Origin of the sequence: uncultured Pseudomonas sp., from assembly GCF_913777995.1 — a bacterium.
Taxonomy (GTDB): Bacteria; Pseudomonadota; Gammaproteobacteria; order Pseudomonadales; family Pseudomonadaceae; genus Aquipseudomonas.
Map to the genome: position 1 here is coordinate 52,827 of NZ_CAJYVE010000028.1, position 22,339 is coordinate 75,165.

The 22,339-nt window shown below is 63.3% G+C and carries 24 protein-coding genes; 14 read left to right on the forward strand and 10 right to left on the reverse strand.

Annotation, left to right across the window (positions count from 1 at the left end; translation table 11 throughout):
- Nucleotides 1-57: 57 nt before the first annotated feature.
- The gene (locus tag QZ497_RS12215; RefSeq protein ID WP_295475008.1) at nt 58-816 is read left to right on the forward strand and encodes an OBAP family protein; all 759 of its coding nucleotides are present in this window, start codon (nt 58-60) and stop codon (nt 814-816) included.
- 81 nt (nt 817-897) lie between these two features.
- Nucleotides 898-1,455 carry a thioredoxin gene (locus QZ497_RS12220; RefSeq protein ID WP_295475011.1) on the forward strand — a complete coding sequence of 186 codons (558 nt, stop codon included), beginning with the start codon at nt 898-900 and terminating at the stop codon, nt 1,453-1,455.
- 110 nt (nt 1,456-1,565) lie between these two features.
- On the opposite strand, the gene QZ497_RS12225 is transcribed toward QZ497_RS12220, so the two are convergent.
- The gene (locus QZ497_RS12225; RefSeq protein WP_295475013.1) at nt 1,566-4,082 is read right to left on the reverse strand and encodes an ABC transporter permease; all 2,517 of its coding nucleotides are present in this window, start codon (nt 4,080-4,082) and stop codon (nt 1,566-1,568) included.
- Nucleotides 4,082-4,765 (reverse strand): ABC transporter ATP-binding protein, encoded by a 684-nt coding sequence (locus QZ497_RS12230; protein WP_295475017.1) that lies wholly within the window; start codon nt 4,763-4,765, stop codon nt 4,082-4,084. The genes QZ497_RS12225 and QZ497_RS12230 overlap by 1 nt, the downstream gene beginning before the upstream one ends.
- A 10-nt stretch (nt 4,766-4,775) precedes the next feature.
- Between QZ497_RS12230 and QZ497_RS12235 the strand changes: the two genes are divergently transcribed.
- The 3 genes from QZ497_RS12235 (at nt 4,776) to QZ497_RS12245 (ending at nt 6,839) form a co-directional block, all read left to right on the forward strand.
- Nucleotides 4,776-5,381 (forward strand): arylesterase, encoded by a 606-nt coding sequence (locus tag QZ497_RS12235; protein ID WP_295475020.1) that lies wholly within the window; start codon nt 4,776-4,778, stop codon nt 5,379-5,381.
- Between the two features lie 57 nt (nt 5,382-5,438).
- Nucleotides 5,439-5,720 (forward strand): hypothetical protein, encoded by a 282-nt coding sequence (locus QZ497_RS12240; protein ID WP_295475023.1) that lies wholly within the window; start codon nt 5,439-5,441, stop codon nt 5,718-5,720.
- Nucleotides 5,721-5,861: 141 nt separating this feature from the next.
- On the forward strand, nt 5,862-6,839 hold the full coding sequence (locus tag QZ497_RS12245) for a L,D-transpeptidase family protein (RefSeq protein ID WP_295475028.1): 978 nt from the start codon (nt 5,862-5,864) through the stop codon (nt 6,837-6,839).
- Between the two features lie 104 nt (nt 6,840-6,943).
- On the opposite strand, the gene oprI is transcribed toward QZ497_RS12245, so the two are convergent.
- Complete coding sequence (gene oprI / locus QZ497_RS12250; RefSeq protein WP_045491971.1) at nt 6,944-7,195, reverse strand: outer membrane lipoprotei OprI; 252 nt, start codon at nt 7,193-7,195, stop codon at nt 6,944-6,946.
- A 532-nt stretch (nt 7,196-7,727) separates the two neighbouring features.
- Between oprI and QZ497_RS12255 the strand changes: the two genes are divergently transcribed.
- Entirely contained in the window at nt 7,728-8,021 is a 294-nt protein-coding gene (locus QZ497_RS12255) for a GNAT family N-acetyltransferase (protein WP_295475033.1), read from the forward strand.
- Between the two features lie 66 nt (nt 8,022-8,087).
- On the opposite strand, the gene QZ497_RS12260 is transcribed toward QZ497_RS12255, so the two are convergent.
- Nucleotides 8,088-9,164 (reverse strand): 3-deoxy-7-phosphoheptulonate synthase, encoded by a 1,077-nt coding sequence (locus tag QZ497_RS12260; protein ID WP_295475035.1) that lies wholly within the window; start codon nt 9,162-9,164, stop codon nt 8,088-8,090.
- Nucleotides 9,165-9,284: 120 nt separating this feature from the next.
- Between QZ497_RS12260 and QZ497_RS12265 the strand changes: the two genes are divergently transcribed.
- The 4 genes from QZ497_RS12265 to cysB all read left to right on the forward strand — a co-directional run bounded on the left by QZ497_RS12265 (nt 9,285) and on the right by cysB (nt 12,367).
- Nucleotides 9,285-9,680 (forward strand): thioredoxin, encoded by a 396-nt coding sequence (locus tag QZ497_RS12265; RefSeq protein ID WP_295475038.1) that lies wholly within the window; start codon nt 9,285-9,287, stop codon nt 9,678-9,680.
- A gap of 30 nt (nt 9,681-9,710) precedes the next feature.
- Nucleotides 9,711-10,691, forward strand: a complete 981-nt coding sequence (locus QZ497_RS12270) for a putative 2-dehydropantoate 2-reductase (RefSeq protein WP_295475041.1) — start codon at nt 9,711-9,713, stop codon at nt 10,689-10,691.
- Between the two features lie 78 nt (nt 10,692-10,769).
- On the forward strand, nt 10,770-11,258 hold the full coding sequence (locus QZ497_RS12275; RefSeq protein WP_295475044.1) for a universal stress protein: 489 nt from the start codon (nt 10,770-10,772) through the stop codon (nt 11,256-11,258).
- A gap of 134 nt (nt 11,259-11,392) precedes the next feature.
- Nucleotides 11,393-12,367, forward strand: coding sequence for an HTH-type transcriptional regulator CysB (gene cysB / locus QZ497_RS12280; RefSeq protein ID WP_295475046.1), 975 nt, complete (start codon nt 11,393-11,395; stop codon nt 12,365-12,367).
- 72 nt (nt 12,368-12,439) lie between these two features.
- On the opposite strand, the gene QZ497_RS12285 is transcribed toward cysB, so the two are convergent.
- Complete coding sequence (locus QZ497_RS12285) at nt 12,440-13,174, reverse strand: phosphoadenylyl-sulfate reductase (RefSeq protein ID WP_295475049.1); 735 nt, start codon at nt 13,172-13,174, stop codon at nt 12,440-12,442.
- A gap of 168 nt (nt 13,175-13,342) precedes the next feature.
- Here QZ497_RS12285 and thrH point away from each other — a divergent pair, with 168 nt between their 5' ends.
- Nucleotides 13,343-13,960 (forward strand): bifunctional phosphoserine phosphatase/homoserine phosphotransferase ThrH, encoded by a 618-nt coding sequence (thrH, locus tag QZ497_RS12290; RefSeq protein ID WP_295475052.1) that lies wholly within the window; start codon nt 13,343-13,345, stop codon nt 13,958-13,960.
- A 122-nt stretch (nt 13,961-14,082) separates the two neighbouring features.
- Here thrH and pabB read toward each other — a convergent pair whose 3' ends face one another.
- The 5 genes from pabB to QZ497_RS12315 all read right to left on the reverse strand — a co-directional run bounded on the left by pabB (nt 14,083) and on the right by QZ497_RS12315 (nt 19,228).
- The gene (pabB, locus tag QZ497_RS12295; RefSeq protein ID WP_295475055.1) at nt 14,083-15,426 is read right to left on the reverse strand and encodes an aminodeoxychorismate synthase component I; all 1,344 of its coding nucleotides are present in this window, start codon (nt 15,424-15,426) and stop codon (nt 14,083-14,085) included.
- 102 nt (nt 15,427-15,528) lie between these two features.
- Complete coding sequence (locus tag QZ497_RS12300) at nt 15,529-16,029, reverse strand: hypothetical protein (RefSeq protein WP_295475058.1); 501 nt, start codon at nt 16,027-16,029, stop codon at nt 15,529-15,531.
- A 148-nt stretch (nt 16,030-16,177) separates the two neighbouring features.
- The gene (locus QZ497_RS12305; RefSeq protein ID WP_295475107.1) at nt 16,178-17,155 is read right to left on the reverse strand and encodes an alpha-L-glutamate ligase-like protein; all 978 of its coding nucleotides are present in this window, start codon (nt 17,153-17,155) and stop codon (nt 16,178-16,180) included.
- Nucleotides 17,155-18,693: an inactive transglutaminase family protein gene (locus QZ497_RS12310; protein WP_295475061.1), complete on the reverse strand. Its 1,539-nt coding sequence runs from the start codon at nt 18,691-18,693 to the stop codon at nt 17,155-17,157. Before QZ497_RS12310 ends, QZ497_RS12305 begins: the two co-directional genes overlap by 1 nt.
- 4 nt (nt 18,694-18,697) lie before the next feature.
- A complete protein-coding gene (locus QZ497_RS12315) occupies nt 18,698-19,228 on the reverse strand; it encodes an ATP-dependent zinc protease (protein WP_295475064.1) in 531 nt (176 codons plus the stop codon).
- Between the two features lie 250 nt (nt 19,229-19,478).
- Between QZ497_RS12315 and QZ497_RS12320 the strand changes: the two genes are divergently transcribed.
- From QZ497_RS12320 to prpC, 3 genes are all read left to right on the forward strand, one after another.
- A complete protein-coding gene (locus tag QZ497_RS12320; RefSeq protein WP_295475067.1) occupies nt 19,479-20,186 on the forward strand; it encodes a GntR family transcriptional regulator in 708 nt (235 codons plus the stop codon).
- On the forward strand, nt 20,183-21,076 hold the full coding sequence (gene prpB / locus QZ497_RS12325; protein ID WP_295475070.1) for a methylisocitrate lyase: 894 nt from the start codon (nt 20,183-20,185) through the stop codon (nt 21,074-21,076). Before QZ497_RS12320 ends, prpB begins: the two co-directional genes overlap by 4 nt.
- A gap of 78 nt (nt 21,077-21,154) precedes the next feature.
- Nucleotides 21,155-22,282, forward strand: a complete 1,128-nt coding sequence (gene prpC / locus QZ497_RS12330) for a 2-methylcitrate synthase (protein ID WP_295475073.1) — start codon at nt 21,155-21,157, stop codon at nt 22,280-22,282.
- Nucleotides 22,283-22,339 lie beyond the last annotated feature (57 nt).

The following is a 22,339-nucleotide window of genomic DNA, read 5'->3' on the forward strand; positions in this document are numbered from 1 at the left end:
CTCCGGGGCGCCTGGCAGAGCCTTGCCTGCGCTCGACCACAGGAAGGAGGCAACAGCATGAACACAGCGAAGCGGACAGTGCAGGTGGTGCTGGCCGGCACCTTGCTCGGCGGTTGTGCCGGTCATGATACGCCTTCGGCGGTACAGGCGTCTGGCGCTGACAAACGGACGTCGACCCAGGTACTCGAGGCGGGGGCTGCGTTGCTGCAGGGTCGTCCGCCGGTCGAGGCGTTGAACGCCTATCTCGACGGTTTTCATTTCTACAACGGACGCCCGCACCAGCAGATGGAGGCCCACCACTATTGCGCGATCCTCAACGACGAAGTGGTCCAGTGCACGATCTTCGATGGTAACGGCCGTGATGCGAAGCTGATGGGCGTGGAGTACATCATCAGCGCCAGGTTGTTCGCCGGCCTGCCAGAGGCGGAGAAGGCGCTGTGGCACAGCCATGTGCACGAGGTGAAGTCCGGACAGTTGCTCGCCCCTGGCATTCCCGAGGCCGCCGAACATGCGCTGATGGAGAAGCTGGTAGGCACCTATGGCAAGACCTGGCACACCTGGCATACGGACATGCACAAGGGGCTGCCACTGGGCATGCCCCAACTGATGATGGGTTTCACCGCCGAAGGCCAGGTCGACCCGGCGATGGTTGGCGAGCGTGACCGACGGCTGGGCATCGACAGCAGCGAGCGCCGGCGCAGCCGTGCGGACATCCCGGCGCCCGGGGTGGACCCCGCCGCCGATGCCTGGCAGCGTGGGCAGGTGATCCAGATACCCGAGCCGGCACCCATGCCGCATCGGCTTGCCCCACGCTGAACGAGGGCAGGGCGATGATGGTCGAAACCGGCACGTTCATCATCGTCGCCGGCTTGCTGCCTGGCGCTTCAGGAGCCTTTTATGGAAACGTCCGTGTGGAATGCCGACCCTCTGACCTGGGGCCACGGCCCGCGTACCTTCGAGATGTTTCTCGAACCGACCTGTCCGTTCTCGGTGAAGGCCTTCGGCAAGCTCGATGAATTCCTGGCCACGGCTGGGGAGGACCGGGTTACCGTGAAAATTCGCCTGCAGTCGCAACCCTGGCACCTGTATTCCGGGGTACTGGTGCGCTGCATCCTGGCAGCCTCGACCTTGCCCGGCGGTAAGGACACGGCGAAAAAGGTCATGGCGGCGATTGCCGCGAATCGCTCGAAATTCGAGTTCGACCAGCACGCTGGTGGCCCGAACATGGACACCACGCCGAACCAGCTCATTGCCCGCCTGGAGAAGTACAGCGGCGTGTCGCTGGTCGAAGCCTTCGCCCAGGCGCAGCTGGAGCACGCGATCAAATGGCACTGCAAGTACGCCCGCCAGAATGGCATCCATGTCTCGCCGACTTTCATGCTCGACGGTCTGGTACAGGCGGATATCGGCAGTGGCGACTCGGTGCAGGAGTGGATCGACAAGGCCCGGCTCTGAGCCGAGCGTTTCCCGGACAGCTTCAGCTGCGAAGAGGCCAACACATTCAGCGCATCCGCTGTGAACATGAGGCCGCTGCGCGGCTGAAACCCGACCTGTCGATCAAATGCTCAACCTTCGCGCAAGACGTTGAGCGGGCTGGCGTTCAAGGCCCGGCGCGTGCCGTAGATGCCGGCACCGCCTACCAGCACGGCGCCGATCAGAGGCAGCACCAGCAGCCAGGGGTGTGGCGACCACTGCAGGCTGAACGCGAAGCGATACAGCACGAAACTCACCAGTTCGCAGCCCAGTGCCGCCAGCAGGCCGCTGGCTGCGCCCAGCAGGCCGAACTCGATGCGCCGGGCGCGGACCAGCAGGTAGCGGCTGGCGCCTAGCGCACGCAGCAGCGCGCCTTGGCGAATACGCTCGTCCAGGGTGGCCTGCAGGCCGGAGAACAGCACTGCCACCCCGGCAGCCAGCACGAACAGCAGCACGAACTGCACTGCCAAAGTCACCTGGTCGAGAATGCTGCGCACCTGGGCCAGCAGTGCTTCTACGCCGAGGATGCTGATCGACGGGTAGCTGCGCGACAGCTCGACGATCTGCCGGTCGTGCTGCGGTGGCAGGTAGAAGCTGGTCATGTAGGTGGTCGGCAGGTCGGCCAGTGTGCCGGGCTGGAAGATGATGAAGAAGTTGGGCTGAAAGGTATCCCAGTTCACGTCGCGCAGGTTGGTCACCACGGTCTCGCGGGTCAGTCCGCCGACGTTGAAGCCCAGCCGGTCGCCCAGCTTGATGCTCAGGCTGTCGGCCAGCTTGGCTTCCACCGAGACGCCAGGCGGCTGATCGGCGGCGGGAGGCTGATCCGGTGTCGACCACCACTGCCCGGCAGTGATGCGGTTGCCCTCCGGCAGGGCGGCTGCCCAGGTCAGGTTGAGGTCGCGGCGCGTGGCGTTTTCGCCCCGCGAATCCTTGGTCACGAACTGGGCGACCGGTTCGCCGTTGATGGTCATCAGGCGCCCCGGCACCACCGGGTACAGCGGTGCAGCATGGCTGGACAGCCCGCCCAGAGTCTGGGCGAAACGGTCCTTGTCAGTCGGCAGCACGTTGAGCACGAAGTAGTTCGGTGCGTCTTTGGGCAACTGATTCTGCCAGGTGTCGAGCAGTTCGCCGCGCAGCAGCGCGATCAACCCCATGGCCAGCAGGATAAGGCCGAAGGCCAGCGCCTGGCCGGCAGCGGCCAACGGGTGGCGTAGCAGTTGGCCCAGGCCCAGACGCCAGGCCAGTGGGGCACCGGCCAGCAGGCGGCGCAGGCTGTTCAGGCCAGCCAGTAGCAGGGCGCCGAACAGCAGGGCGGCGACGACGCCTCCGCCGAGCAGGGCGAAGGTCAGCACCAGGTCCAGGCTCAGACGCCACATGATCAGGCCCAGGGCCAGGATGGCGGCGCCGTACACCAGCCAGGAGCTGGCCGGCACCGGCAGCATGTCGCGGCGCAACACCCGCAATGGTGGCACTCGGCCCAGCGCGGCCAGCGGTGGCAGGGCGAAGCCGGCCAGGGCGACCAGCCCGGTGCCGATGCCGGCCAGTGCGGGCATGAGGCCGCCGGGCGGTACCGTGGCGGGCAGCAGGTTATGCAGCAAGGCGAACAGCCCCAGTTGCGCCAGCCAGCCCAGCAACGCACCGCCGAGGCTGGCGAACAGGCCGAGCAGCGCCAGTTGCAGGCCGAACAGCTGCAGCGCCTCGCCCCGCGACAGGCCCAGGCAGCGCAGCAGGGCGCTGGCGTCGAAGCGCCGCGCGGCGAAGCGGGCCGCCGACATCGCCACCGCTACACCGGCCAGCAGCACGGCGACCAGACTGGCCATGTTCAGGTAGCGTTCGGCCTTGCCCAGCGCACCGCCAATCTGCTGGCTGCCGTCGCGGGCGTCCTTGATTTCCTGGTGCGGTTGCAGGCCCGGTTCGATGGCCTGGCGGTAGGCTGCCAGGGCCTGTGGCGTGCCGGTCCACATCTCGCGATAGGTCACCCGGCTGCCGGGCTGCACCACGCCAGTGGCCTGCAGGTCCTGGAGGTTGATCATCACCCGTGGCGTGAGGCTGTAGAAGTTGCCGGCGCGGTCCGGCTCGTAGGTCAGGATGCGGGTCAGCTTGAGCGGTTTGGCGCCGACGTCGAGGGTGTCACCGACCTTGAGATTGACCGCTGGCAGCAGCCGCGCCTCGACCCAGGCTTCGCCGGGCGGCGGGCCGCTGCCGGGCTGGTCAGGCTGGTAGGGGGCCGGCGCGCTCTTGAGTTCGCCACGCAGCGGGTAGGCATCGTCCACTGCCTTGATGCTCGACAGCTGGATGCCGTCGTCGGTGGCGATGACGCTGGAGAAGATCACGATCTGTGCGTGCTTCAGGCCCAGGCGCTGCCCGGCTTCGCGCTGCTCGGCGCTGGCCGGGCTGGAGCCTTCGAGGATCAGGTCGGCGCCGAGGAACTCGGTGGCGCGCAGCAGCATGGCGGCATTCAGGCGCGCGCCGAAATAACCGATGGCGGTGCTGGCCGCCACGGCGACCAGCAAGGCGAAGAACAGCACGCGCAGTTCGCCGGCGCGGGCGTCACGCTGCAGCTGACGCACCGCGAGGCTGAACAGGCGGGGAAGGGGCATGCGTGCCATCAAGGCTCCAGAGGGGCGACCTGGCGCCCGGCTTCGAGGCGGATCAGGCGACGGCAGCGATGCGCCAGCCGCTCATCATGGGTGACCAGCACCAGGGTGGTGCCGCGTTCCTTGTTCAGCTCGAACAGCAGGTCGCTGATGCGCTCGCCGGTATGGCTGTCGAGGTTGCCGGTGGGTTCGTCGGCGAACAGAACATCCGGGTCGGCGGCAAACGCTCGGGCAATGGCCACGCGTTGTTGTTCGCCGCCGGAGAGCTGGCGGGGCGTGTGGCTCAGGCGCTGGCCCAGGCCGACGCGCTCCAGGAGGCTGCGCGCGCGCTCACGGGCGTCCTGGCGGCCCTCCAGTTCCATGGGCAGCATGACGTTCTCCAGGGCATTGAGGCTGTCGAGCAACTGGAACGACTGGAAGACGAACCCGACGTGCTCGGCACGGACCCTGGCGCGTTCGTCTTCGTCAAGCTGGCTGAGGTTGCGCCCGGAGAGCATGACGCTGCCGGCGCTGGGCAGGTCCAGCCCGGCGAGCAAGCCCAGCAGAGTGGATTTTCCGGAACCGGATGAGCCGACGATGGCCAAAGTGTCGCCCTTGTTCAGTTCAAGGGAGAGTTCGTGCAGGATAGTCAGCTCACCTTCGGTGCTGGGCACCACTTTGCTGAGGCTCTGGGCACTGAGAATGCTTTCACTCATGGAGAATCCGATGCGTGCGTGGTTATTGAGTAGCGCCTTGGGCCTGTTGCTGCTGTCTCAGGGCGCGGTGGCGGGCACGGTACTGGTCGTCGGCGATAGTATCAGCGCCGCTTTCGGCCTGGATACCCGCCAAGGCTGGGTCAACCTGCTGCAACAACGCCTGCAGCAGCAGGGTTTCGACGACAAGGTGGTCAACGCGTCGATCAGCGGCGACACCAGCGCCGGAGGCCTGGCGCGGCTGCCGGCGCTGCTTGCAGAGCATCGGCCGGAGCTGGTGGTGCTCGAGCTGGGCGGTAACGATGGGCTGCGTGGGCAGCCTCCGGCGCAATTGCAACAAAACCTTGCATCGATGATCGAGCAGTCGAAAAAGGCCGGTGCCAAGGTCCTGCTGCTGGGCATGAAGATTCCACCCAATTATGGCCCGCGCTACACCCGGGCGTTCGAGGCAGTTTACGCCGACCTGGCCAAGGAGCATCAACTGCCCTGGGTGCCGTTTTTCCTCGAAGGCGTGGGGGGTGTGCCGCAGATGATGCAGGCCGATGGCATCCACCCGGCGACCGCCGCCCAGGGCAAGTTGCTGGAAAATGTCTGGCCGGCCCTGAAACCGCTGCTTTGAGGCTTTTCTCGGCGGGGGCTTTCGGCTAATGTTGCGCCCCCCTCACTGGAGCCCTTCATGCCGCGCCCTGCCTGGTCCCTGTTCGCCTACCAAATGATCGAGCCTGACGAGCAGCTCGACCTGTTCGCTTGCCAGGAAGCCAGGGTCCATCTGATCGCCCGTCAGTTGGTGCTGGGCGGTTCCGCCGACCGCACCCTGTGCGGCACCTTGCTGCCTGCCCAGCCGCGGCTGTCACAGGTTGAGACACAAATGCTCCAGGAGGAGCGCTTGTGCCCGCTGTGCAAGGCCATCCTTGATGCCCAGCGCCGTGGCATGCACCCGATCTGGCCGGAACTGTAAGTTTCACGAAGCGCCGAGGCTCCCGAAGGCGTCAAGCCGGGTGTACACTGGCACCTGGCCTGTCGAGGACTGCGGCAACTGCCGGGCACCGCGCACAGGCCCATTTTGACCCCGCCGTATCTAGCCGAAGGATTTCACCGGATGTTGTCGCGCATTCCTGTCGTTGCTCGCTGTCTGTCATTCGCCGCCCTGTGGGCCGCCAGTTCCGTGCAGGCCACGGAATATCCATTGCCGCCACCTGGTGAAGACGTCGTCGGCCAGGTGCAGGTCATCGAGGCGAAATACGAAGACACCTTCGCCGACCTGGGTACCCGCTACGGTCTGGGTTACCAGGAAATGCTCGACGCCAACCCCGGGGTCGATGCCTGGCTGCCCGGCGCCGGCACCAAGATCGTGTTGCCGACCCGCTTCATCCTGCCGCCGGGGCCGCGTGAAGGTATCGTCATCAACCTGGCCGAGTACCGGATGTACTACTACCCCAAGGGCAAGAACGTGGTGTACACCTACGCCCTGGGTATCGGCCGCGAGGGCTGGGGCTCGCCGATCGGCAGCACTCGCGTCATCGCCAAGACCCCGAACCCGACCTGGACGCCACCGGCGTCGATCCGCGCCGAGCACGCCGCTGACGGCGACATCCTGCCGGCAGTGGTGCCTGCCGGGCCGGACAATCCGTTGGGCCCGTTCAAGTTCGGCCTGGGCATGTCCGGTTACCTGATCCACGGCTCGAACAAGAAGTTCGGCATTGGCATGCGCACCAGCCACGGTTGCTTCCGCATGTACAACAATAACGTGCTGGAGCTGGCCGACATGGCGCCGGTGGGCACCCCCGTGCGCATCATCAACGAGCCCTACAAGTTCGGCCTGAGCGGCGGCAAGGTGTTCCTCGAGGCGCATACGCCGCTGGACGAGCAGGGCAACCCGTCGGTGGTCGACAAGCACACGGCGGTGATCAACGCGTTGCTCAAGCATGATGACCTGGCCAGCAACATGCGCACCAACTGGGATACCGTGCGTGACGTGGTGGCCGCCGGTGACGGCATTCCTACCGAGATCGCCGAGCCTATGGTCGGCCAGGCTGCCGTTCCGGCCGGCGCCGATCCCCAGGCGGTGTTCCACTGAGCCTGCGTCGGGGGCGCGTCATGCGCCTCCGTCAGTCTGGTAACCGGGCATAAAAAAAGGCCGACCCGCAAGCGGGTCGGCCTTTTTCAATCCCGAAGGGATTATTACTTGCGGCTAGCCTTGTCCAGCATGCGCAGAGCACGCTCGTTGGCTTCGTCAGCGGTCTGCTGAGCTTTCTGAGCGGCAGCCAGAGCTTCGTCAGCTTTGCGGTAGGCTTCGTCAGCACGAGCCTGAGCGCGAGCTGCTGCGTCTTCGGTAGCAGTCAGGCGAGCTTCGGTTTCTTTGGAGACGCTGCTGCAACCGGTGGCCAGAACGGCGGCCAGAGCCAGAGCAGAGAATTTCAGAACGTTGTTCATCGTGTTCCCCTTCAAGGACTTAATTCGAATTCGTCATCTCTCGAAATGGAGAGAATGACCGGCGTACATAGTACTCATTGTTTGTAGTAAGTAAACGGAGGAAGCGCAAGATCCAACAAAATTCTTTGGCATGAAAGTCTTCCGTCATACTTATCAGGCAGATTGTATGAAAACTATCCACCTGGCCGGTGACGCTAATCAAGTAGCCGCCCCCCCTCTCACACTCCGGTGTTTTTCCCTGAAGGATCAAGGTTCCGTTGTGCAGTGATGTCACGGTGACTTGAATCCGCTAACCGGCGTCTCTATGACAACTTGCGCCGTCACTCGGTTCACTGGTCGGGCGCACTGGCGGGCGCCGTGCTTTTAACACAGCTGTCACTTGAGCAAAGTGGGGTGAGGCGCCTAGTATCTAATCAGGCTGTCTTGCGGTGCGCTGGTCAGGCCGCCGGTTATCCAGGTGGTCCAAAGGTTTCGTTGCCGGGAAAAGATCGGTAAGGTAGGGGTCAAATTCCAAGACCCGCTAGGAGTAATGATGAGCGAGGCGTTGTCCATTCAACATGATCAGGCTGCCCACCAGTTCGTCGTCGACGTCGACGGCTATCGCGCCTATCTGACCTATATGGACCTGGGCAAGCAGACCCTTGATTTCTATCGGACCTTCGTGCCCGATGCACTTCGCGGGCGAGGTATCGCAGCGGCGCTTACCGAACAGGCGCTGGCTTTTGCCGAACAAGGCGGTTACAGCGTGATCGCCTCGTGTTCATATGTGGAACGCTACATGGAGCGCCACCAGCGCCGCAGTGGCACCGAAGACGTTATCGGATAAGTTTGCGAAAAGACGCATACGAAAACGCCGGGCATCAGCCCGGCGTTTTCGTTATTGCCTGGAAACTCAGCCGCGCTGGCGAGCGGGCAGCACGTTCTTGAGCTTGGCGTGCATGCTGCGCAGGGTTTTCTCGGTGGCTTCCCAGTCGATGCAGGCATCGGTGATCGATACACCGTACTTCAGTTCCGACAGATCCTTGGGAATCGCCTGGCAACCCCAGTTCAGGTGGCTCTCGACCATCAGGCCGATGATCGACTGGTTGCCTTCGAGGATCTGGTTGGCCACGTTCTCCATGACCAGCGGCTGCAGGCCGGGATCCTTGTTGGAGTTGGCATGGCTGCAGTCGACCATGATGTTCGGGCGGATGCCGGCCTTGTTCAGGTCCTGCTCGCACAAGGCCACGCTGACCGAGTCATAGTTGGGTTTGCCGTTGCCGCCGCGCAGCACTACGTGGCCGTAGGCATTGCCCTTGGTGGTCACGATGGAGACGCCACCTTCCTGGTTGATGCCCAGGAAGCGGTGCGGTTTCGACACCGACTGCAGGGCATTGATGGCCACGGTCAGGCCGCCATCGGTTCCGTTCTTGAAGCCCACGGCCGAAGACAGGCCCGAGGCCATTTCCCGGTGGGTCTGGGACTCGGTGGTGCGTGCGCCGATGGCCGACCAGCTGATCAGGTCCTGCAGATACTGCGGGGAAATTGGGTCCAGGGCCTCGGTGGCGGTGGGCAGGCCCATTTCCGCCAGGTCCAGCAGCAGCTGGCGACCGATGTGCAGGCCGTCCTGGATCTTGAACGAGTCGTCCAGGTAGGGGTCGTTGATCAGGCCTTTCCAGCCCACCGTGGTGCGTGGCTTCTCGAAGTACACCCGCATGACCAGATACAACGTGTCCGATACCTCGGCGGCCAGGGCCTTGAGGCGCTCGGCGTACTCCTTGGCGGCCTTGAGGTCGTGGATCGAGCAGGGGCCGATCACGATGAACAGGCGGTGATCCTTGCCATCGAGAATGTTGCGGATGACTTCGCGGCCTTCACTCACGGTCTTGAGCGCGGCGGCAGTCAGGGGAATCTCGCGCTTGAGCTGATCCGGGGTGATCAGCGTCTCGTTGGAGGCAACGTTGAGGTCGTCAATCGGTAAATCGGCCATCGGGCTACTCATCAGGTCACGGTGAAGCGTTGCGGGTGCCGAACCTTAGCGCGTTACCGCGTGTTTCCACAAGCTGGCATTGCTTCGTGGCGTTCCCGGGCCGGCCCGGCAAAGCAGGCGATGAAGCGGCTGGCGTTAGGCGCTAGAATCGTGCGGCCTTTGGCCTGGAAAACCGCCGTGCTGGAACAATTGCAACTCACCGACCTGGATATCGACCAGCAGCTTCTCAGCCTGCCGGGGCGTTCACTGCTGCTGTTCACTGGCGAGGGCTGCAGCAGTTGCCGCTGGGCGCGGCAGCGCCTGCCATCGATGAACCTGCCCCTGGAGCGCCTGTGCTGGATCGATGCCGAGCGCAATGGCGGTGCGGTGCAGCGTTATGAGGTTTTTCATCTGCCGGCACTGTTCGTCGTCCGCGACGGTGATTTTCTCGGTGCGCTACGCTCGCCACTGGATCCTGCTTCGCTGTGTCAGGCGCTGGAGTCGGCCTTTGCGGGCGAGCCTGACGAATTGCCATGAACCTGCACCACGGAATCACGAGGAATATCCATGACCCTGACCCAACCACTGCGTATCGGCATCATCGGCACCGGCGCCATTGGCGGCTTCTACGGATTGCTGCTGGCCCGTGCCGGCTTCGACGTGCATTTCCTGTTGCGCAGCGAGTTCGATGCCGTGTCGCGCAAGGGGCTGCAGGTGGACAGCCAGGTCCACGGCGCGCTGCACCTGGCGTCAGTCAACGCGCATCGCCAGGCCGCCGACATGCCGCCGTGCGACTGGCTGCTGGTGGGCGCCAAGACCACCAGTAATGCCGCCCTGGCGCCCTTGATCACGCAGGCGGCTGCGCCGGGAGCGCGGGTCGTGTTGCTGCAGAATGGCCTGGAGGTCGAGGAACAGTTGCGGCCACTGTTGCCCGAGAGCCTGCATCTGCTCGGCGGGCTGTGTTTCGTGTGCCTGCATCGTCAGGCGCCCGGTGTGGTTGTTCATCAGGCGGGCGGTACGGTGAACCTGGGCTATCACAGTGGGCCTGCGGTCGATCAGGCGGCGCGTATGGCGCTGGTCGAGGAGGGCGCTGCGCTGTTCGCGGCGGCAGGTATCGACGGCAAGGCGATGCCTGACCTGCGCCAGGCTCGCTGGCAGAAGCTGGTGTGGAACGTGCCTTATAACGGTCTTTCCGTGCTGTTGCGGGCTGGCACTCAAGCCTTGATGGCCGACCCGCACAGTCGCGCGCTGATCGAGGCGTTGATGGAGGAAGTGATCCGCGGTGCGGCAGCCTGTGGTGTGCAAATGCCGGGTAATTACGCCCAGACGCTGTTGGCGTTCACCGATGCATTGCCCGACTACTGGCCGAGCATGTACCACGACTTTGCCGGCCAGCGCCCCATGGAGCTGGAGGTCATCTACCAGCGGCCACTGCGTGCGGCCCAGGCCGCCGGTTGCGAGTTGCCGCGTATTCGCACCCTTTACCAGTCGCTGGCCTTCATCGACCGGCGCCGTGCGGATGCAGGCCCGGGCCTTGCGGGCGATTGATCCGCCGCCGCCCGACTATTGTCGGGTGCGCTGCTAAGCTCAATCAATCGCCGTCATTCTGGCAGTCCGGGAGGCCGTATGATCCGTTCGATGCTCTATGCCACAGACCTCGGTCTGTACGCGCCCTACGTGACACAACACGCGCTGGCATTGGCACGGACCTTCAACGCGGGGCTCTACGTGATCCATGTGGTCGAGCCACTGGGCCTGTTCGCTGAATCGGTGCTGCAGAGTTATCTGGGTGAGGAAGCAGTCAGGGAGCTGCACGGTCGGGGCGTGAGTACGTTCATGGAGGGCATCGAGCAACGGATGCTCGACGGTTTTCGCGAAGAGTTCGGTGCCGGCCACGCGGATCTTTCGTTCATTCGCACGGTGCGGGTCGTCCAGGGTGACCCCTCGATGGTGATACTCGAGCAGGCTCGTGAACTGGCCGTGGACCTGCTGGTGGTCGGCAGCCATAGCCGCATGGTGGGTGACGGTGCGCCTATCGGCCGCACCGCGGCCAGAGTGCTGCAGCGTGCGGATGTCCCGGTGTACATGGTGCCCATGATGCAAGGCAGGCAGTAGGCGCAATTGCGGGCGGCGATGAAATCGTGCGTGCCATCGGCGCATAAAGGTGATAAAAAGTTCTATCTTTCCGCCTTAGACCATCGATGCGGTTATATACCTTCGCTGATGCCCATCTGCTTTGAGGGATACTTATGAAGCTCCAACAATTGCGCTACATCTGGGAAGTGGCGCACCACGACCTCAACGTCTCCGCGACGGCTCAGAGTCTCTATACCTCGCAACCGGGTATCAGCAAGCAGATCCGCCTGCTCGAGGACGAACTGGGTGTCGAGGTCTTCGCCCGCAGTGGCAAGCACCTGACCCGCGTCACGCCAGCGGGCGAGCGTATCATCACCACGGCCGGCGAAATCCTGCGCAAGGTCGAGAGCATCAAGCAGATCGCCCAGGAGTTCTCCAACGAGAAGAAGGGCACGCTGTCCATCGCCACCACCCATACCCAGGCACGCTATGCCCTGCCTTCGGTGATCAGTGGCTTCATCAAGCAGTATCCGGACGTCGCCTTGCACATGCATCAGGGCTCGCCGACGCAGATCGCCGAGATGGCCGCCGATGGCACCGTCGACTTCGCCATCGCCACCGAGGCGCTGGATCAGTTCGGCGACCTGATCATGATGCCGTGCTACCGCTGGAACCGCTGCGTGGTCGTGCCACAGGGTCACCCGCTGACCAAGGTGCCCAAGCTGACCCTGGAACTGTTGGCCGAATACCCCATCGTCACCTACGTTTTCGGTTTCACCGGCCGCTCCAAGCTGGACGAAGCCTTCAGCAACCGTGGCCTGGTGCCCAAGGTGGTGTTCACCGCCGCCGACGCCGACGTGATCAAGACCTACGTGCGACTCAACCTGGGGGTGGGCATCGTTGCGCACATGGCCGTAGATGAAGAGCAGGACAGCGATCTGGTGACCCTGGATGCCAGCCACCTGTTCGAGTCCAGCGTGACCAAGATCGCCTTCCGTCGCGGCACCTTCCTGCGCGGCTTCATGTGCGACTTCATCGAGAAGTTCGCCCCCCACCTGACCCGTGAGGTCATGGCCAAGGCGATTCACTGCCATAACCGTCAGGAACTCGAAGAGCTGTTCGCCGACGTCGACCTGCCCGTGCATTGAGGCGCATTGCACGCCTCACGTGAAGAGCCGCAAGAAAAGCCTTCGGGCTGATCCTGCGGCTCTGTGCTCTGCTCAGGCCTTGGTAATCAGATTGCCGGCGTGCAGCCCGCATTCCTTCTGCGTGGCCTCTTCCCACCACCAGCGACCTTCGCGCTCGTGCTGGTTCGGCAGTACCGGGCGAGTGCAGGGCTCGCAGCCGATGCTGATGAAGCCGCGCTCGTGCAGGCTGTTGTACGGCAGTTCCAGCATACGGATGTAACCCCAGACTTCTTCACTGCTCATCTGCGCCAGCGGGTTGAACTTGTACAGGGTTCGCTCGGCGGTTGAGAAGGCGCTGTCGATCTCCAGAGCGGCCACCTGGCTGCGTGTTCCGGGGCTCTGGTCGCGGCGCTGGCCGGTAGCCCAGGCCCGCACTTCGCTCAGCTTGCGACGCAGCGGCGCGATCTTGCGGATGCCGCAGCATTCGCCATGCCCGTCCTTGTAGAAACTGAACAGGCCCTTTTCCTTCACGAAGGGCTCCAGCTGGGTATGGTCTGGCGAGACGATTTCGATGGCGATGCCATAGGTCTCGCGCACCTGGTCGATGAAGCGATAGGTTTCGGGATGCAGGCGGCCGGTGTCGAGGCTGAACACCTTGACGTTTTTGTTGATCTTCCAGGCCATGTCCAGCAGCACCACGTCTTCAGCGCCGCTGAACGAGATCCACAGATCGTCGCCGAAGTGGCTGAACGCCAGTTTGAGAATGTCTTGCGGCGATTTGTTGGCGTACGTCGCTGCCAGTTCGGCAACGTCGAATGGTTGGTTCATCAGGCGTGGTCCTAGGTCTGGAAATGGCGCTTAAGCGCTCGAAATGACGGCCATGGTAACAAAAACCTTCCTGCTGTGAGCGTGCCCGCTGACTGGCTGCGAGGTTGCACTTTGCCGGCGCCTGCCCCTACAGTGCCGCCTTCCTTACAAGTGCTCATGGAGTGTGCCGTGGAAATTGCCTGTCTCGATCTGGAAGGGGTGCTGGTGCCGGAAATCTGGATCGCCTTCGCTGAAAAAACCGGTATCCAGGCCCTGCGGGCCACGACCCGGGATGTGCCCGACTACGGCGTGCTGATGCAGCAGCGCCTGCGCATCCTCGATGAGCATGGGCTGAAACTTTCGGATATCCAGGCAGTGATCGCCACGCTCAAGCCGCTCGATGGCGCGGTGGAGTTCGTCGATTGGCTGCGTGAACGTTTCCAGGTGGTGATTCTTTCCGACACTTTCTACGAATTCTCCCAGCCGCTGATGCGCCAGCTGGGTTTCCCCGCACTGCTGTGCCACCGCTTGGTCACCGACGAAACCGACCGTGTGGTCAGCTATCAGTTGCGCCAGAAGGACCCCAAGCGCCAGTCGGTACTGGCCTTCAAGAGTCTGTATTACCGGGTGATCGCCGCTGGCGATTCGTACAACGACACCAGCATGCTCGGCGAGGCCGACGTGGGCATTCTGTTCCATGCACCGGACAACGTGATTCGCGAATTCCCGCAGTTCCCGGCGGTGCACAGCTTCGCAGAACTCAAGAAGGCGTTCATCCAGGCCTCGAATCGCCCCCTGAGTCTCTGACAGGCCGACGATACCCGCCGGATTGCCGCAGGTCACCAGGTAGGAGGGGCTTGAGCCGCGATGTGGTCGGCCCGCTCAGTGCATCGGCCTTGAGTGTGGCCGCGGCTTGCGCGGCTCAAACCCTATAGAGCCTCCAGGGTGCGCAGCAGCACGCCGACCTTGGTGAAGCACTCCTGGTATTCGGCTTCACAGTCCGAATCGGCAACGACACCGCCGCCGGCCCAGCACGACACTTGGCCATCCTTGACCAGCAGGCTGCGGATGGCGATGGAGCTGTCCATTTCGCCGCGCACGTCGAGGTACAGCAGCGAGCCGCAATACAGCGCGCGACGTTGCGGTTCCAGCTCGTCGATGATCTGCATGGCGCGGATCTTCGGCGCTCCGGTGATCGAACCGCCGGGAAAGCTGCCGGCGATCAGGTCGAGGGCGTCACGTTGCGCCGCCAGTTCGCCGGTGATGCTGCTGACCAGATGATGGACGTTGGGGTAGCTCTCGATGCTGAACAGCTCGGGCACGCGCACCGAACCGATGCGGCAGTTGCGGCCCATGTCGTTGCGCAGCAGGTCGACGATCATCAGGTTTTCCGCGCGGTCCTTGGGGCTGGCCAGCAGTTCGTCGGCCAGCTGCCGGTCCTCGCGGGCGTCGCGGCCGCGCGGTCGGGTGCCCTTGATCGGGCGGGTTTCCACCTGGCCCTGGCTGATGCGCACGAAGCGTTCCGGCGAGACGCTGAGGATCGCGCCGCCCTCGGGTAGCGGAAGGTAGCCGGAAAAGGGCGTAGGGCAGGCCTTGCGCAACGCCTGATAAGCCACCCATGGGTCGCCGGCGCACTTGGCCTGGAAGCGCTGGGTCAGGTTGACCTGGTAACAGTCGCCAGCCTGGATGTAGTTTTTCAGGCGATTGAACGCCTCGGCATACTGGCCTGCGTCCAGATTGGCCTGGAAAGGGCCGGTCAAGTGGAACTCGCCAGAAGCCTCGGCGATCGGTTCGCTGAACAGGCTGATCAGGCGCTCGCGCTCTGCCGCTGCAAGTGAAGGGTGAAAGACCAGCTGCGTGGTGCTGGCCTGGTGATCGGTAATCAGCGCCCAGGCGTAAAGGCCCAGTTGAGCATCCGGCAGCTGCAGGTCGTCGATGGACTGTTCGGGCAGGTGCTCCAGGCGCCGGCCGAAGTCGTAGGCCAGGTAGCCGATCAGGCCGCCGGCAAAGGGTAGGGGACAGCCGTCAGGCAGTTGCGCATCGCCCAGTTGCGTCAGGCTGGTGCGTAAGCGTTGGAGAAAGGCCTGGCCACTTTCGCCTGGCGTACACAGCAGTTGTTCAACCGGCCAGGCGCTGAGCAGGTCGAAACGTCCCCGCCCGGCATGCGGGCGCCCGCTGTCGAGCAGCACCGCACCGGGCTCATGGCGAATCCTGGCGAAATACGGCGCAGGGTCGGCTTGATACGCAAGGGGGTGCAGCGTGCAGATGGGCATCGGTGACTACGATCAATGGCGGAAAGGCGCTGATTGTAATCACGAGTACCTGGGTAGGACAGGCTTTGCTTGCATTGCAGTCGCCGAGAACCGCCATTACGCTCATGGAAGCGGAGACATCGTGATTTCAACGCAACTCAGTTTGCCGTGAATTTGCCCGTCTACGTTCTTCTCTATTAACTGTAGACCCGGCGTGACCACCTGGCCTGCGCTGTATTGATCCAGCGCATCGAGTGGCATGACCTCAGTCATGCTCGTTGGATTCTTGATGGTTCTGAGCTTGAACCTGAAGTTCCCTCCGCCCTCGCATTTGCCATTGTCATCAAACCAAACGATTGCCGCTGATTCGGCGTTGTTTATCTTGAATCCGTAAGCTTCATCGTTGGTGCAGCCATCATCCCCATCTGGAAAATTGGTCACGGTTCGCTCGAATGGAATACTGCAGTTGACCGGCCAATCGCCGTTATCTTTTCTCTTGTCATAAATGACAAGGTTTCCCTGCGCGACAGGCTTTTGCGGTGGCGGCTCGCTCGCGGTTGCTGACCCTACTACCAGTACCAGCACGACGGCGAGTTTTCCGAATTTCAGATTGCAGATCGACATATCAGCTCCTCCATGAGCCGGCGATCGGGGGCGGCCCGTTCAATTGGAAGTTAGGCGGCCACTGCCTTGGTTGCAACTGGCATTACTGTTAGTGGGTGCCGGCCGATATGTTTGTCGATATTTTCAGCGGTACAAGCCTGGCTAGGCACTAGGCACTAGGCACGTGCCCAAACAGCTCCTGCACGAACCGCACACGCTGCTCCGGCGTCTCGCGCTCGTCATTCAGGGCGAGTTTCTCCAGGTGGGCCTCCACCGCCTGGGTGCGCAGGGTCAGGCCGCAGTCGTTGGCGATCTGGATGTTCAGGCCGGGGCGCGCGTTGAGTTCGAGAATCAAGGGGCCTTTTTCCTGGTCCAGCACCATGTCCACACCGATGTAGCCCAGGCCGCACAGCTCATGGCACTCGGCGGCCAGCTTCATGAAACCGTCCCAGTAGGGCAGTTGCACGCCGTCGACGGCATTGGCAGTGTCCGGGTGCTTGCTGATGATGCGGTTGAGCCAGGTGCCCTTGAGGGTGATGCCGGTGGCCAGGTCGACGCCCACGCCGATGGCGCCCTGGTGCAGGTTGGCCTTGCCGCCAGACTGACGGGTCGGCAGGCGCAGCATGGCCATGATGGGGTAACCCATCAGTACGATGATGCGGATGTCCGGTACGCCTTCGTAACTGATGCTCTTGAAGATCGCATCGGGGATCACCCGGTACTCGATCAGTGCGCGGTCACGGTGGCCACCCAGCGAATACAGGCCGGTGAGGATGCTGGAAATCTGGTGCTCGATTTCCGAACGGCTGACCAGCCTTCCGGAGACGCTGCGGAAGCTGTCTTCGAAGCGGTCGGCGATGACCATGATGCCGTCGCCGCCGGCGCCCTGGGCCGGCTTGATGACGAAGTCGTCATGACCACCGATGATCTCGTCCAGGCGGTCGATTTCCTTCTCCGTGGAAATCACCCCATACATCTGCGGCACGTGGATACCAGCCGCCAGGGCGCGCTCCTTGGTGAGGATCTTGTCGTCCACCACCGGGTACAGGCTGCGCTTGTTGTACTTGAGCACGAAGTCGGCGTTACGCCGGTTGATGCCCATGATGCCCCGCGCTTCCAGGGCCTTCCAGGTCTTCCACCAGCCGATCATTGCGGCTCGTCCTGTTTGAGGAAGGCGCGGAAACGCACCAGCTCGGTCAGGCGATAGCCACGGTAGCGGCCCATCGCGAGCATGAAGCCGACCAGCACCAGCAGGATGGCCGGGAAGGTGAACACGAAATAGGTCAGTTCCTTCACGGTCATGATCAGGTAGGCCAGCGACGCCGCGAACAGCGTGCCGATGGCGACCTTCATGGCGTGGCTGGCGCCGCGCTCTTCCCAGGTGATGGACAGGCGCTCGATGGTCATGGTCAGGATCACCATCGGGAACAGCGACACCGACAGGCCGCGCTCCAGGCCCAGCTTGTGGCTGAACAGGCTGATGGCGGCGATCAGCACCACCACGAAGGTCAGCACCACCGACAGGCGCGGCAGCATCTGCAGCTTGAGGTGTTCCAGGTATGAACGCAGCGACAGGCCCAGGGCCGTGATGAAGGTGAACAGCAGAATGCCGAAGTCCAGCTGGGTCTCGCGGAACGCCAGGGCGATCAGCACCGGGGTGAAGGTGCCCAGGGTCTGCAGGCCGATGAGGTTGCGCAGCACCAGGATCACCAGCACGCCGATGGGGATCATCACCATGACCATGAAGCTTTGCTGGGTCTGCAGTGGCAGGCCATACAGCGAGTAGGAGAGGAAGTCGGCGTCGGTGTTCTCGTCGGTGAGCTGTGCCAGGCGGATGGCGTTCATCTCGCTGTTGCTCAGGGTGAAGGTCACCAAGGGTTTGCGTGCGCCGTCGATGCTCACCAGCGGCTCGTCGCCGGTCCACCACAGCAGGCGGTCGGCGGGCAGGCCGGACTCACCGGTCTCGGGGTTGAAGTACAGCCATTCCTTGCCATTGAAACTGCGCAGCCACAGTTCCGGTGTCTGCGGCGTGCCCGCCTCCAGGCGGATGGTGTGGACCTTTTCCATCGGCACGTGGGCAATGGACAGCAGCAGGTCGGTGACCTGCGCCTTGCGCGCCACCGACGGATCGCCCCCGAGCAGCAGCTTGGCGTTGTCGTCCTTGGGGTTGTTGACCCGCTTGATGGCCTCGCTGACGAAGGTCTCGACGTCGGCCGAGTGTTGGCGGATCGGTGCCAGCAGCGCCTCGGCAGCGACTTTCTCGGCACCTTCCACCGGCAGGCTGTCGCGGAACACCGGACCCTTGGGCTTAGGTTTGTCGGCGCTGTAGCGCTTGGTCAGCACCAGGCGGTAGTAGAGGGTCTGGTTGCCCGTGGCCCGGCGTGAAGACCAGGTGGCTTTGCGGTTGCCGTCGACCCGGTTGACGCTGACCCCATAGTTGTTGGCGATGAAGCTCTCATTGAGGCTGATGTAGTCCTGCGCCAGGGGCGGCACGAACATCTGTACCTTGACCGATTCCTTGGGGTTGGCGACGAATTCGATCTTGGCATCGATGTTCCACAGGTCGTCGGTTTCGTCTTCGGTCATCGGGATGCCGAGTACCAGTACCTGATACGCCGTGATCGCCAGGCCCAGGGTGACCAGGACACCGATCAGGACTTTCAGGTGAAGGGTAAGAGCGCGCATGGGATTACTCTGCGTTTTGAGCGATTTTGGCCGAGCAGGCAGGCTTGCCGGCGGCGTATTTCAGACTGGGGTCGACCATCGCGTTGAAGCGCTTGAGGGCGTCTGCACCAATCAGGAGCGGAAATTGGAAAGCGCTGCGGTCGGTCAAGTTCACTTCCAGGCGCAGTAATTCTTCGCCGAGGCAGACATCCAGGTCGATGACCGGACGCGCGCTGTACTGCTGCTTGGCATTGGCTCCCAGGTCGTCAGCGCGGCGCTTGATCTGGCCGACGCGCAGCAGCGGACGCTCGATGGGGTGACCATGGGCCTTGTCGATGGCCAGGTAGAAACGCACCCAGCGCTGCCCGTTACGGGTGAAGTACTCGATGTCGCGGGCACTGAGCGAGGCCGTATGGGCGCCGGTGTCGAGCTTGGCGGGAACTTCGAGGTCGATCTCGGGCAGGCGCACATATTCATGGAGGCCATAGACCGATCGGTCGTCGGCCCAGGCGGACAGGGAGAGCAACAGAGCGAACAGCGGTGTGAAACGAGTCATTGGATCCTGGCAAGCAACGAAAGGTGACAGCCTCAGACCCGCAGAGGGCCCTTGGGTTCGCCGGTCAACTGAAAAGGGGGTGAAAAAACCGGCGCATTCTAGCATGCGTGCCGACTGTCGTCAGGCGCCCATCGTGCAGATTGCAATGTCGCGCTTATTGAAAGATTGTCGACAATCTGTTCGCGATCTTTGACGATATGATCTTCAGGGGCTAGATTAACGCTATTCAACGATAAAGGGTGTCGACAATATGCTGGAAGTGCTGGAGTCATCCGTGCCTGCCATGCAGGATGCCGAAACACTTGCGGAGAACGTTTTCCGGCGTATCCAGGCGGCCATCGTCAAGGGTGAGATTGCGCCGGGCAGCAAGATTTCCGAGCCTGAACTGGCGCGCACCTACGGCATCAGCCGTGGCCCGTTACGCGAAGCCATCCACCGCCTCGAAGGCCAGCGCCTGGTGGTGCGCATTCCCCATGTCGGCGCCCGGGTGGTGTCCCTTGACCCGGCGCAGATGATCGAGCTCTATGAAATTCGCGAATCGCTGGAAGGCCTGGCCTGTCGCCTGGCGGCCGAGCGCATGAGTCAGGCGCAGATCGACGAGTTACGTCAGGTGCTCGACACCCATGAGCGTGACGAAGCCTTTCAGGCTGGGGTGGGTTACTACCAGCAGGAGGGCGATTTCGACTTCCATTACCGGATCATCCAGGGCAGTGGCAACCAGGCCCTGTATCGCATGTTGTGTGGTGAGCTTTACCAGCTGGTGCGCATGTACCGCATCCAGTTTTCCACCACCCCCAATCGCCCGCGCCAGGCTTTCGCCGAACACCACCGGATCCTGGACGCCATCGCCGACCGCGATGGCGAGCTGGCCGAACTTCTGATGCGCCGCCATATCGGCGCGTCCCGACGCAACATCGAGCGCCATTACCAGGCGGCTCCAGAACGAGGTGAAGCATGAGTCAAGTCCCTTCAACGCCCGGCCAACGCCTGCGCGACGCCGTGGCCAGCGAGCGTCCGCTGCAAGTGGTCGGCACCATCAATGCCAACCATGCGCTGCTGGCCCAGCGCGCGGGTTTCAAGGCCATCTACCTGTCCGGTGGCGGTGTCGCCGCCGGCTCCCTGGGGTTGCCGGACCTGGGTATTTCCGGCCTGGACGACGTGCTCACCGATGTGCGGCGCATCACCGATGTCTGCGACCTGCCGCTGCTGGTGGATGCCGACACCGGATTCGGCTCGTCGGCGTTCAACGTGGCGCGTACCGTGCGTTCGATGATCAAGGCCGGTGCGGCGGGTATCCATATCGAAGATCAGGTGGGCGCCAAGCGCTGCGGCCATCGGCCGAACAAGGAGATCGTCTCGCGGCAGGAAATGGTCGACCGCATCAAAGCCGCTGCCGACGCGCGCACCGACCCGGCATTCGTGATCATGGCGCGTACCGACGCCCTGGCGGTCGAGGGGCTGGACTCGGCGCTGGAGCGCGCCGCCGCCTGCATCGAGGCCGGCGCCGACATGGTCTTCCCGGAGGCGATCACCGAGCTGGGCATGTATCAGCAGTTCGCCAGCCGCGTGGGCGTGCCGATCCTGGCCAACATCACCGAGTTCGGTGCCACGCCACTGTTCAGCGTCGATGAGCTGCGTGAGGTGGGTGTCGGCCTGGTGCTGTATCCCTTGTCGGCGTTCCGCGCCATGAACAAGGCGGCGGAAAACGTGTTCAACGCGATTCGCCGCGACGGTACGCAGAAGAACGTCATCGACACCATGCAGACACGCATGGAGCTGTACGACGCCATCGACTATCACCGCTTCGAACAGAAGCTCGATGAGCTGTTCGCGCAAAAGAAACCGTAGGCGAAGGCCAGATCTGCCTTAATGGGCGAGTGCCTGTTCGCTCGGGCGTACAAACAAGACAGACAAATGGAGAACGTCATGGCTGAAGCAAAAGTATTGAGTGGTGCCGGCCTGCGTGGCCAGGTGGCCGGCCAGACAGCACTGTCCACCGTCGGCCAGGCCGGCGCCGGGCTGACCTATCGCGGTTACGACGTACGTGACCTGGCCGCCGGTGCCAGTTTCGAAGAGGTCGCCTACCTGCTGCTGTACGGCGAGCTGCCGACCCAGGCGCAGCTGGACGGCTACCTGCAGCGCCTGCACGGTCTGCGCGATCTGCCCCAGGCGCTCAAGGACGTGCTGGAGCGCATCCCTGCCGCCACCCATCCGATGGATGTGATGCGCACCGGCGCGTCGATGCTCGGCACCCTGGAGCCGGAGCACAGCTTCGACCAGCAGCGTGACGCCACCGACCGCCTGCTGGCCGCTTTTCCGGCGATCATGTGCTACTGGTACCGCTTCAGCCACGATGGCCAGCGTATCGACTGCAGGACCGACGAGCCGGATCTGGCCAGCCACTTCCTGCACCTGCTGCTGGACAAGCGCCCCAGCGAACTGCACCGCAAAGTGATGAACGTGTCGCTGATTCTCTACGCCGAGCATGAGTTCAACGCCTCCACCTTCACCGCAAGGGTGTGCGCCTCGACGCTGTCGGACCTGTTCTCCTGCATCACGGCGGCGATCGGCAGTCTGCGTGGCCCGCTGCACGGCGGCGCCAACGAGGCGGCGATGGAGATGATCCAGCGCTTCGGCTCGGCCGAAGAGGCGCGCCAGGGCACTTTGGACATGCTGGCGCGCAAAGAGAAGATCATGGGCTTCGGGCATGCCATCTACCGTGATTCCGACCCGCGCAACGAGGTCATCAAGGAGTGGGCGCGGCAGTTGGCCCGGGAAGTGGGCGATACCGTGCTGTTCCCGGTGTCCGAGGCCATCGACAAGGTGATGTGGGACGAGAAGAAGCTGTTCCCCAACGCCGATTTCTACCACGCCTCGGCGTACCACTTCATGGGCATTCCCACGCCGCTGTTCACGCCGATCTTCGTCTGTTCGCGGGTCACCGGCTGGGCTGCGCATGTGTTCGAGCAGCGTGCCAACAACCGCATCATCCGCCCCAGCGCCGAGTACATCGGGGTGGAGCAGCGTGCCTTCGTGCCCATCGCCCAGCGCTGAGTGCCGTCGGGGCAGGGAGGCCGACCATGAGCCTCCCGCCTTTTCAACGATTACCGT